This is a genomic window from Microbacterium sp. B24, from assembly GCF_000333415.1.
Classification (GTDB): Bacteria; Actinomycetota; Actinomycetes; order Actinomycetales; family Microbacteriaceae; genus Microbacterium.
On the sequence record NZ_BADB01000207.1, the window covers coordinates 1 to 8,430 of the forward strand.

An 8,430-nucleotide genomic window follows, 5' to 3' on the forward strand; every position below is an offset into this window, starting at 1 on the left:
GGGCCTCGATGCGTTTCGTCTCGTGCCCGCGGATGTGTCCGATGCCGTGGAGGGTCGTCGGGGCGTCGGCGAAGGCGGCCAGCGCGAACAGGGTCGGCGTCAGCTCGCTCGCCGCGCTCAGGTCGAGGTCGACGCCGGCGATGCGGGGACCGCCGGTCACGGTGAGAGCACCGCCGCGGCGGGTTGCCCGCCCGCCCAGGAGAGTGAGGATCTCGGGCAGGAGCGCGCCGGGCTGTGTCGAACTCGCGGGCCACCCGGGGATCGTCACCGAGCCCTCCGTCAGCATCGCCGCGGCGAGGAAAGGTGCCGCGTTCGACAGATCCGGCTCGATCGCGGCGTCGCGTCCGCGCAGGGTGCCAGCGGGAACGACCCACTCGTTGGGCGTGGGGTGTTCGACCTGGATGCCGCGACGCGCAAGCGTCTCGATGGTCATATCGATGTGGGGGACCGACGGAAGGCGCTCGCCGGAGTGGATGAGGTGAAGGCCCACGTCGAAGCGGGGCGCGGCCAGGAGCAGTCCGGAGACGAACTGGCTCGAGCCGCTCGCGTCGATCGTGACCTCGCCGCCACGGATGTGGCCGCGCCCGCGGACCGTGAAGGGCAACGACCAGGTGCCGCCGTCGTCGATGTCGGCACCGATCTCGCGCAGCGCCTTGATCATCTCGCCCATCGGGCGGTGCAAGGCGCTCGGGTGCGCTGTCAAGGTGACGTCACCGTGGGCCAGTCCGGCGAGGGGGGCGATGAAGCGCATGACGGTGCCGGCCTGACCGCAATCGATCTCGACGTCACCGCGGAAGGACGCAGGCGGGGTCACCAGCAGGTCGGGTCCGAACCGACCGGAGCCGGGCACCTCGGAGACCTCCACGCCCAGTGCGCGCAGCGCCGCGATCATGCGTTCCGAGTCCTCGGAGTGCAGGGGTGAGGTGAGCGTGCTGGGGCCGTCGGCCAGTGCGGCGAGGACGAGCTTGCGGTTGGTGAGCGACTTCGAGCCGGGCACCGAGACCGTCGCATGCACGGCCTCGTCCGCACGCGGCGCCGGCCAGGGAGAACCTGCCGGCGGAAGAGGGGAATACCCGGTGACTGTCATCGGGTTCTACCCTAACGAACCCGTCCGACAGTGCCGCCTTCGGCGCGACGGGTGCAGCCTGCCGAACGGTGGACGCCGACGAAGAGAGGAGCCCCGTGACCGCGACACTCGCACCCCTGGTGCCGGACATCGCCGACGTAGACTGGGCCCTGATGGAAGAGCACGCGGCCCTCGAGTCGCCCACCCCCGAAACCCCGGCCACAGACCTCATCCCGGCGGACGAGCTCGACAGCGCCGCGGACGCCCGTGCGCAGTTCGAGCAGCAGGCGCTGCCGTTCATGGATCAGCTGTACGCCGCGGGCATGCGGATGACGCGCAACCCGGCGGATGCGGCCGATCTGGTGCAGGAGACGTTCGTCAAGGCCTTCGCATCCTGGTCCTCTTTCACGCAGGGCACGAACCTCAAGGCGTGGCTGTACCGCATCCTGACGAACACGTACATCAACACGTACCGCAAGAAGCAGCGCGAGCCCTATCAGGGCACGATCGACGATCTCGAGGACTGGCAGCTCGGCGGCGCGGAGTCCACGACCGCCACCAGGAGCCGCTCGGCGGAGGCGGAGGCGATCGACCACATGCCGGCATCCGCGGTCAAGGACGCGCTGCAGTCGATTCCGGAGGATTTCCGTCTCGCGGTGTACCTCGCCGACGTCGAGGGCTTCGCATATCAGGAGATCGCGGACATCATGAAGACCCCCATCGGCACGGTCATGAGCCGCCTGCATCGCGGCAGGCGCATGCTGCGTGACCTCCTCGCCGACTACGCGCGCGAGCGCGGCATGGACGTGCCGGTGCCCGCGACTTCATCAGGGAGCAAGAAATGAGTGACTGCGGCTGCGACAAAGCACGCAAGGACCTGGAAGAGTACCTCCGCAACGAGGTCTGCAAGACAGAGCACGCCGACATCCGCGCGCACCTGGAGAACTGCCCGTCCTGCCGCGACGAGGCGCTGGTGGCCACGACGCTGACCGCCGTCGTCGCACGGGCCTGCAAGGAAACGGCTCCCGAGGAGCTGCGCGACCAGGTCTTGGCCCGTTTGCGCGCGGAGCAGGCGAGCCACCACTGACCGCAACCGTCGGATCGGTCCGTGACTCGGCCCGGAAACGGGATCAGCGCGCCGCCGGCGCGAAGACGCGGAGCGCACCGGGAACGACGTCGATCTCCAGTGGCAGCATCCCCACTGCATCGCCGTCGGCGTAGGCGGTGGTCGCGGGGGCGGACAGTCGCACCCGCCGTACGCGTGCGGTGACGACCTCGTCGAGGCCGGTATGGGCGCCGCGGTAGACGCGGGGCAGCAGCCGGAGCAGGCGCGTCCGGCCGAGCGGGCGCACGAGCGTGACGTCGAGCAGGCCGTCGGCGAGGTCGGCATCCGGACAGATGGGGATGCCGCCGCCATAGGTCGGGCCGTTGCCCACCGTCGCCATGAGCAGTTCCTCGCCGCGGCGTTCGATCGTGCCGTCGGCGTGCTCGAGCTCCACCTCGAAGGCGACGCAGCGCAGTCGCAGGAACTCGATGAGGATCGCAAGGTCGTAGCGGACGTGGCCGCGGGGCCAGCGCATGCGATTGGCGCGGTCGTTCACCCGCGAGTCGAATCCGCTCGCCAGCACGGTCGCGTACAACGACGTCGAGCCGTCCACGCGACGCACGCGCGCGAGATCGATCGTGCGTGTGGACCCCGCCGCGACGGCTTCGGCGGCTCCGCGTGCGTCGCGCTCGCGCAGCCCGAGGGCGGTGGCCACGTCGTTGCCGGTGCCCGTCGGCACGATGCCGAGGGGGATGCCGGTTCCCGCGAGCTCCTGCGCGGCGAGGTTGACCGTGCCGTCCCCGCCCGCGACGAGCACGGCATCGGCGCCCGCCTGGAGGGCGAGGCGCAGCAGGTCGGTGGACTCGACGGCGCTGCCGCCCGCGATCAACGTCGTGCGGATGCCGTGGGCGCGCAGGAGCGCGGCGACGTCCTCCGCGGCGTTGGTGCGCGCGGAGGCGCGGGCCGTCGGATTGACGAGGAGTGCGACGTCCATGTCGTCCTGTCGGAAGGTCGGCCGGTGCGAGCTCGGCGGCGTGCGGGTGTTCGCCTCATCATGCCCTGTCGCAAGATCGCGACACGGTCGCGACGCGGCTGCGACATCCGTTTCGTAACGTTGTCTGCATGAACACGGTACGCCGCCCTCTCGCTCTGTCCTTCGCGCTCCTGATCGCGGGCTGCGCACTCGCCGGCTGCAGCGTCCGGGTGTCCGACGCCGGCGCCGCGACCTCGACGGCCGCAGATACGGCCGCATCCACGTCTCCGACGGCAGCGGCGCCCTCGCCGTCGCCGAGCGACAGCGCGAACGTGCGCGGTGTCGTCGATGACGAGCGCATGGCGAAGCTGCAGCGCAGTCGCTGGAGCGACAAGGTCACGCAGCACGTGGCGTGCGTGGACGGCGCGTACACGGTCGACCGCAACGCCGACGCACTGGTCGTGGAGGTGACAGGCGACTGCCGGGAGGTCACGATCCTGGCCTCGGCGGCCACCGTCCTGCTGCCCGCTGTCGACGAGCTCAGCGTTCCGGGTGACGGGAACATCGTCATCGTCGCCGCGGCCCGCGAGATCGTGCTGGACGCGGGCGCGGACGCGAACCTCGTCGGCTGGGAGAGCGGCACGGCTGTCGTCAAGGATGCCGGCACCCTCAACGGCACGACGCCGATCTCCTGATCGGTACGATCCGTTCATGACCTCCGCGCCGCCGCGTCTGCTCCTCGTCGACGATGAGAGCTCGATCACCGACGGCCTCGCCCCGTTCCTCACCCGGAGCGGCTTCGAGGTGCGCGTTGCGGCGGACGGGCAGCAGGCGTGGGACATGGTCTCGCGCTGGGTTCCCGACATCATCGTCAGCGATGTGATGATGCCGGTGCTGGACGGTCGGGAGTTCGTCCGCCGGCTGCGCGCGGCCGGAGACAGCACGCCGGCGATCCTGCTCACGCGAGTCGGAGAGTCGGGCGAGCGTTCGGCTGCGCTCGAAGAAGGCGCCGACGACTACCTCAACAAGCCGTTCGACCCGCAGGAGCTCGTCGCCCGCGCACGCGCGGTGATGCGCCGCGTCGCCGCGGGAGCCGCCCCGTTGGTGACGTCGCAGACGCTCGTCGCCGACGGCCTGAGACTGGACCGCCCCGGTCGTCGCGTCTGGCGGGGGGATGCCGAGGTGCTGTTGACCCCGAAGGCGTTCCAACTGCTGGAGTACCTCATGGCGCGCCCCGGCGAGGTGCATACCCGCGAGCGACTGCTGTCGGCGCTGTGGGGCTTCGACTTCGCCTCGCACACGCGAGCGGTCGACCACCGTGTCGCGGAGCTGCGGTCTGCTCTCGGCGACGACGCGACGGACCCGCGCTACGTCGAGACCGTTGCGGGTGTCGGCTACCGGTTCCGCGCCGAGGTGCGCCGCGCATGAACACTCGCGTCGGGGCGCTGGTTCTCGCCGCTGCCGCTGTCGTCTCAGCCGGTGTCGCCGTCGCCGGCGTCATCGCAGGAGACCGGCGATCGATCGTGGTCGAGGCCGGCGTTCCGGCCGTGGGCGTGGGCGTCGCGGTCCTGTTCGCCGCGGCGGCCGCGGCTCTCGCTCTCGCGGCTCACCGCCGGAGTCGTCTCCTCGAGACGACACGGCGCACCACGCGCGACACGGCGGCCTCGGAGCACCGACGCTTTCTCGCTCGACTCGACCACGAGTTGAAGAATCCCGTGACGGCGATCCGCGTCGCCGTCGCCGCGAGCGAGGCCGATACGCCCCAGCTCGCGACCATCGATGCCCAGACGGCCCGGCTCTCGCGGCTGGTCGCCGACCTTCGCAAACTCTCCGAACTGCAGACGTCCGAGATCGAGCGCTCGCGTGTGTCGGTCGCCGCGCTGGTGACGGACGTCGTCGACGCGGTCCGGGACGCTCACGGGCGCGAGGTGGCGGTGACCCTGCCGGCGGCGCCCTGGCCGCTGCCGGACGTGGTGGGCGATCCCGACCTGTTGTTCGTGGCTCTGTTCAACGTGGTGGCGAACGCGGCCAAGTACTCCGAGCCGAGCGATGTGATCGAGATCCGCGGCGACGAGAAGCACGGTGCCGTCGTCCTCGACGTCGCCGACACCGGCCGCGGCATCCCCGCCGACGAGATCGATGCGGTCTTCGACGAGTTGGCTCGGGGCCGCAACGCGCGTGATCGCGCAGGCAGCGGTTTGGGCCTGGCACTGGTGCGCACCATCGTCGACAGGCACGGCGGCGAGGTCACGATCGCCTCGCGCGAGGGCGACGGCACGCGTGTGCGCCTGGCGCTGCCCGCCGCCGGATGAGCGGCAGTCAGGTCAGACGGTGAGAGCCTTCTCGAGGATCGCGGCCTGCTCGCGCGCGTGCACCTTCGGTGAGCCGGTCGCGGTGGAGGCGGCGGCGGCGCGGGACACGCGGCGGATCGTGCGTCCGTGCAGGTGCTTGACGACCTCGAGCGCGATGAACGGCCAGGCGCCCTGGTTCTCGGGCTCGTCCTGCACCCAGACCAGCTGGGCGTTCGGGTAGCGGTCGATCACGGCGTTCAGCTGATCGATCGGAGCCGGGTACAGCTGCTCGAGGCGGACGAGAGCGACCTGCGGGTTCGGCTTCTTGTCGAGCTCGGCCTTGAGGTCCCAGTGGATCTTGCCCGAGTGCAGCAGCACCTTGGTGACCGCCGACGGGTCGAGGTTGCGATCGTCGTCCAGCACGGGCTCGAACCGTCCGGTGGTGAAGGCCTCGACGGGACTCGTCGCTCCGCGAAGGCGCAGCATCGCCTTGGGGGTGAACACGATCAGGGGACGACGGGGACGGGCGTACGCCTGGCGCCGCAGCAGGTGGAAGTACGACGCCGGGGTCGAGGGTCGCGCAACGGTCATGTTCTCCTGCGCACACATCTGCAGGTAGCGCTCGATGCGGGCGGAGGAGTGGTCGGGACCCTGGCCCTCGTAGCCGTGCGGGAGCAGCAGCACGACACTCGACTGCTGGCCCCACTTCTGGTCGGCCGCGGAGATGTACTCGTCGATCACCGACTGGGCACCGTTCGCGAAGTCGCCGAACTGCGCCTCCCACAGGGTGAGCGTGTCGGGCCGCTCGACGGAATACCCGTACTCGAACGCCATCGCCGCATACTCGCTGAGCAGGGAGTCGTAGACGTAGAACCGGCCCTGGCTCTCCGACAGGTTCGCCAGCGGAAGCCACTCCTGTCCGTTCGCCCGGTCGTGGAGCACGGCGTGGCGCTGGACGAACGTTCCACGGCGGGCGTCCTGGCCGGCCAGGCGCACGTTCGTGCCTTCCATCAAGACCGACCCGAAGGCCAGCAGTTCGCCGAAGCCCCAGTCGATCTGACCGTTGCGGCTCATGTCGAGGCGCTTCTCCAGCAGCTGCTGCAGCTTGTTGTGCACCGTGAAGCCATCGGGCTTGTTCACGAAGGCGTCGCCGATCTGGTGCACGACCTCGGTCGCGACGCCGGTGGTCTCCGGCTCGCCGACCGCCTGCTCCACGCCGCCCGTGACGGCGGGGGAGACGATGCCGGTGGCACCGGTCTCGGCGGCGTGGGTCTCGGCGAAGGCGATCTCGAGACGGTTCTGGAAGTCCTGCTTGGCCTTCTCGTACTCTTCCTCGGTGATGTCGCCGCGACCGACGAGCGACTCGGTGTAGAGCCGGCGCACGGATCGCTTCGCTTCGATGAGGTTGGTCATCAGCGGCTGCGTCATCGACGGGTCGTCGCCCTCGTTGTGTCCGCGGCGGCGGTAGCAGACGAGGTCGATGACGACATCGCGGTTGAACTCCTGGCGGTACGCGACGGCGAGCTCGGCGACGCGGACCACGGCTTCGGGGTCGTCGCCGTTCACGTGGAAGATCGGCGCCTGGATGGTCTTGGCGACATCGGTCGCATAGACCGAGGTGCGGCCGTCCTGGGGCAGCGTCGTGAAGCCGACCTGGTTGTTGACGACCACATGCACGGTGCCGCCCGTGCGGTATCCGCGCAGCTGCGACATTTGCAGCGTCTCGACGACGACGCCCTGCCCGGCGAAGGCCGCGTCGCCGTGGACGAGGATCGGCAGCCAGGAGAACGAGCCGATCGGCATGCGGTCCTGCTTGGCGCGGACGATGCCCTCCAGCACGCCGTCGACCGTCTCGAGGTGCGACGGGTTGGCCGCCAGGTACACCGGCAGCTCCTCACCGGCATCCGACACGAACGTGCCATGCGTGCCGAGGTGGTACTTGACGTCACCCGAGCCGCTCTTCGAGCCGATCGCGACGGAGCCCTCGAACTCGCGGAAGATCTGGCTGTAGGTCTTTCCGGCGATGTTGGTCAGGACGTTCAGGCGCCCACGGTGCGCCATGCCGATGGCGGCGCCGTCGAGACCCGCGCCCGCTGCCCCCTGCAGGATCTGATCCAGCAGCGGGATGAGCGACTCGCCGCCCTCGAGGCTGAAGCGCTTCTGGCCGACGTACTTCGTCTGCAGGAACGTCTCGAAGGCCTCGGCCTGGTTGAGCTTGTCGAGGATGCGCAGCTGCTCGTCGTGGCTCGGCTTCTGGTACTTGACCTCGACGTTGTCCTGGAACCACTTGCGCTGGGCCGGGTCCTGGATGTGCATGTACTCGACGCCGATCGTGCGGCAGTAGGAGTCGCGGAGCACGCCGAGGATGTCGCGGAGCTTCATGAGCCTTCTGCCGCCGAAACCTCCTGTGACGAACTCGCGGTCGAGGTCCCAGAAGGTGAGGCCGTGGTTCTCGATCTCGAGGTCGGGGTGCGTGCGCTGCACGTACTCGAGGGGATCCGTGTCGGCCATGAGGTGGCCGCGGACGCGGTAGGAGTTGATGAGCTCCTGAACGCGGGCGGTCTTGTCGACGCGCTCGGCGATGTCGACGTTGATGTCGCCGGCCCAGTGGATCGGGGCGTACGGAATGCGCAGGGCCGCGAAGATGCCCTCGTAGAAGCCGCGCTGACCGGTGAGCAGCTCGTGCACGATCTTCAGGAACTCGCCCGAGCCCGCGCCCTGGATGACGCGGTGGTCGTACGTGCTGGTCAGCGTGATCGTCTTGCCGATGCCGAGCTCGACGAGGGTCTTCTCGCTCGAGCCCTGGAACTCGGCCGGGTACTCGAGGGCGCCCGCGCCGACGATGCAGCCCTGTCCCTTCATGAGACGCGGCACGGAGTGGACCGTCCCGATGCCGCCGGGATTGGTCAGCGAGATCGTGGTGCCCTGGAAGTCGGCCGCCGTCAACTTGTTGCCGCGGGCGCGCTTGACGAGGTCCTCGTAGGCAGAGAGGTACTCGCCGAAGGTGAGCGATTCGGCCTGCTTGATGACTCTAGAGGATCCCCGGGACCGAGCT

At 69.6% G+C, this 8,430-nt stretch carries 8 protein-coding genes; 5 read left to right on the forward strand and 3 right to left on the reverse strand.

The annotated features are described in order from the left end of the window. Nucleotides 1-1,087, reverse strand: a 1,087-nt coding sequence (locus I5I_RS05395; protein ID WP_036317422.1) for a 3-phosphoshikimate 1-carboxyvinyltransferase, incomplete at its 3' end; no start/stop codon positions are given. A gap of 95 nt (nt 1,088-1,182) precedes the next feature. Between I5I_RS05395 and I5I_RS05400 the strand changes: the two genes are divergently transcribed. Both I5I_RS05400 and I5I_RS05405 read left to right on the forward strand, forming a co-directional pair. After that, nucleotides 1,183-1,911, forward strand: coding sequence for a sigma-70 family RNA polymerase sigma factor (locus I5I_RS05400; protein WP_148285493.1), 729 nt, complete (start codon nt 1,183-1,185; stop codon nt 1,909-1,911). Beyond that, a complete protein-coding gene (locus tag I5I_RS05405; protein ID WP_036317410.1) occupies nt 1,908-2,153 on the forward strand; it encodes a zf-HC2 domain-containing protein in 246 nt (81 codons plus the stop codon). The genes I5I_RS05400 and I5I_RS05405 overlap by 4 nt, the downstream gene beginning before the upstream one ends. A 43-nt stretch (nt 2,154-2,196) precedes the next feature. Here I5I_RS05405 and I5I_RS05410 read toward each other — a convergent pair whose 3' ends face one another. Then, nucleotides 2,197-3,105 (reverse strand): diacylglycerol kinase, encoded by a 909-nt coding sequence (locus tag I5I_RS05410; RefSeq protein ID WP_036317412.1) that lies wholly within the window; start codon nt 3,103-3,105, stop codon nt 2,197-2,199. 128 nt (nt 3,106-3,233) lie between these two features. On the opposite strand from I5I_RS05410, the gene I5I_RS05415 reads away from it, so the two are divergent. Genes I5I_RS05415 through I5I_RS05425 form a run of 3 tightly spaced genes read left to right on the forward strand, consistent with a single transcriptional unit; the run spans nt 3,234 to nt 5,396 of the window. Continuing rightward, nucleotides 3,234-3,779 carry a DUF3060 domain-containing protein gene (locus tag I5I_RS05415; protein WP_036317414.1) on the forward strand — a complete coding sequence of 182 codons (546 nt, stop codon included), beginning with the start codon at nt 3,234-3,236 and terminating at the stop codon, nt 3,777-3,779. A gap of 16 nt (nt 3,780-3,795) precedes the next feature. Continuing rightward, complete coding sequence (locus I5I_RS05420) at nt 3,796-4,512, forward strand: response regulator transcription factor (RefSeq protein WP_036317416.1); 717 nt, start codon at nt 3,796-3,798, stop codon at nt 4,510-4,512. Then, the gene (locus tag I5I_RS05425; protein ID WP_036317418.1) at nt 4,509-5,396 is read left to right on the forward strand and encodes a sensor histidine kinase; all 888 of its coding nucleotides are present in this window, start codon (nt 4,509-4,511) and stop codon (nt 5,394-5,396) included. Before I5I_RS05420 ends, I5I_RS05425 begins: the two co-directional genes overlap by 4 nt. Nucleotides 5,397-5,408: 12 nt before the next feature. Here I5I_RS05425 and I5I_RS05430 read toward each other — a convergent pair. Then, nucleotides 5,409-8,430: multifunctional oxoglutarate decarboxylase/oxoglutarate dehydrogenase thiamine pyrophosphate-binding subunit/dihydrolipoyllysine-residue succinyltransferase subunit (locus I5I_RS05430; RefSeq protein WP_036317420.1), on the reverse strand; the 3,022-nt coding region annotated here is incomplete at its 5' end.

Bases quoted from the DNA above. Each gene is read 5' to 3' on its own strand.
- I5I_RS05405 (WP_036317410.1), top strand. From the start codon at position 1,908: ATGAGTGACTGCGGCTGCGACAAAGCACGCAAGGACCTGGAAGAGTAC.
- I5I_RS05410 (WP_036317412.1), bottom strand. From the start codon at position 3,105: ATGGACGTCGCACTCCTCGTCAATCCGACGGCCCGCGCCTCCGCGCGC.
- I5I_RS05415 (WP_036317414.1), top strand. From the start codon at position 3,234: ATGAACACGGTACGCCGCCCTCTCGCTCTGTCCTTCGCGCTCCTGATC.
- I5I_RS05420 (WP_036317416.1), top strand. From the start codon at position 3,796: ATGACCTCCGCGCCGCCGCGTCTGCTCCTCGTCGACGATGAGAGCTCG.
- I5I_RS05425 (WP_036317418.1), top strand. From the start codon at position 4,509: ATGAACACTCGCGTCGGGGCGCTGGTTCTCGCCGCTGCCGCTGTCGTC.